This window comes from Neochlamydia sp. AcF84 (assembly GCF_011087585.1).
Lineage (GTDB): Bacteria > Chlamydiota > Chlamydiia > Chlamydiales > Parachlamydiaceae > Neochlamydia.
This window is the reverse complement of the sequence record NZ_VJOT01000017.1, coordinates 1-2,123: the sequence shown is the minus strand read 5'-3', so window position 1 is coordinate 2,123 and position 2,123 is coordinate 1. Positions and strand designations below refer to the sequence as shown.

The following is a 2,123-nucleotide window of genomic DNA, read 5'->3' as shown; positions in this document are numbered from 1 at the left end:
GGCAATGTACCGCTTTAAAAGAAGCTTTGGAGGAGATTTTCGCTCTAGGAAGCTAGACTATCAGCGGGCAGAATTATATGCTAAATCTTTGGCGATGAACAAGACGACAGCACTTGGAATGCCCCAAGCAATGGGTACTAACTTGATAAGCTTTTAAACAGACCAACATTAGGTCATTTACGCAACAAGGTCATAATAAAATGTAAAATAAGTTTTAAATTTGCGTTGATTTAAAGTTTAAAATATAAATAAATATAAATACTTATTATGTAAGTGATAGGGCATAAAATTTATATACTTGAAACTTAACTTAAAATTGGTTTATTATTTATCTGATTATTGAGAGTTAAGGTAATTTAAATTATTGGATTTTGTCCATGGCTATTATTCTCTCAAAGTTTTCTAAATTAACTTTAACGCAGGACTAATTGTATGATGCATTTATCACCTACACAATCTAACAAAGATATGGTTGTATATAAATTTTTATCTCTAAACAAACTATTTACTACCAAAGCAAAGACTAACATTAAACATCTTCCAGAAGAGTTGATAATACGGATCTTCTCTTTTTTGTCTCCCCAAGAGGTTATCCACGCTCAAAGCGTATGCCAGAATTGGGAGAAAATAGGAAACAAAACTGAATTATGGGACCGCCTTTACTGTCGAGATTTTAAAAGTAAAATGGGTGAAAAAAAAACAAAGCAAGATTACATCGGTCGCTATAGACTCAAAAAATATCAAATCTTTGTTAAAACAAAAAAGATTGACTTTTCTTATAGCTTTTTACCAATAAGTTTTTTGCCTCTTGTCAATAAAAGAGAAAATGCATCCAGATTTAAGCTGACTGATTGAAAGGTAGAATTAGTAAGCGGTCACAGGGTAAGCCTAGCTTTAGATAGGATTCTACGGGCCTCTGCAAAGCCAAAAATGCTTGTAAATAGCTTTTTTTCCTATTTACTGCACTTTCTAATTTACGTTATCTTCTGAGCATCAAGGGATTAAGCGTTTCTCTCCCCCAGCCGCCTCCGCGGTGACCGCTTATTAGGATTATCATTATCTTATCCTTACAAGGGAAGATATAAATTGTAATAGATAGGACTTAATCTGACTTTTGTAATAAAAATAGAGAGATGCGATTTGAAAGCCGCGAAGCTTGAAGCCCTGCCACTCATTGAAAGCGATAGGGCCACAGGTGAAGCGAGCGGCCCCAAGATCAATAAGGAGTGCCAAAATGTCAAATTTAGCAACTCATCAAAAATTTATCAAAAATAAACTTGGTGTCATAAAGCTAGCTAAAACATTAGGAAATGTATCTTAAGGCGTGTAAAATGATGGGATATTAGATTCAAAAAACTTTATGAAAGAGGGGAAGGGTAGCTTTTCGAGTATGACGCGTAGTAAAAAAACCCGCATAAAAGACAGGGTGGACGAGACTATCGAAAAAGCTGTGGTTGGTTTTGCTCTTCATAAGTCTTTTTATGGATATTAGGAGTATGTAATGAGCTTGAAGAAACAAGGAATTTTCATTTCGCCAGGAGGCGTGCGCTCTGTTTGGCTTAGATACAATCTTTAAGACCTTTCAAAAACGCCTCAAAGCATTGGAAGCTAAAGTAGCTCAGGAAGAAATGATATTAACAGAGGACCAACTAAAAGCTTTCGAAAAAGCCAAGGAAGAAAAAGAAGCACATGGCAAAATTGAAACTGAACATCCAGGCTATTTATTATCTCAAGATACCTATTATGTAGGCACTATTAAAGGTGTGGGACGCATTTATCAACAGACAGTGATCGATACCTATTCTAAGGTAGCTTTTGTCAAACTATACGATAGAAAAAATGCATTGGTAGCAGCGGATATGCTGAATGATCAAGTCATTCCATGGTTTGAAGAGCAAGATATTCGTGTCTTAAGAATATTAACCGATCGTGGTACAGAGTACTGTGGAGCAAGAGAGCATCATGAGTATGAACTTTATCTGGCCATTGAAGGTGCGCCGCAGGCGCGCAAAGAAGTTCAATATGAACTAAAACTTTGTGCTTAAGCTGTACAAATGATGGAGAAGGCCCTCCGAAGTCGGTTTTCAGGAACGGGCTTCAAACCACCTTAAGCTGCTGTTATT

Annotated in this window: 1 protein-coding gene and 1 pseudogene; both read left to right on the top strand. The window is 36.3% G+C overall.

Annotation, left to right across the window (positions count from 1 at the left end):
- Nucleotides 1–432: 432 nt before the first annotated feature.
- Entirely contained in the window at nt 433–855 is a 423-nt protein-coding gene (locus NEOC84_RS00975) for an F-box-like domain-containing protein (RefSeq protein WP_166154444.1), read from the top strand.
- A gap of 455 nt (nt 856–1,310) precedes the next feature.
- Nucleotides 1,311–1,991, top strand: a pseudogene (locus tag NEOC84_RS09845) (IS481 family transposase); the annotation flags it as partial.
- Nucleotides 1,992–2,123: the final 132 nt, after the last annotated feature.

Excerpts from the sequence above, each read along its gene's own strand:
- NEOC84_RS00975 (WP_166154444.1), top strand. The coding sequence starts at position 433 with ATGATGCATTTATCACCTACACAATCTAACAAAGATATGGTTGTATAT.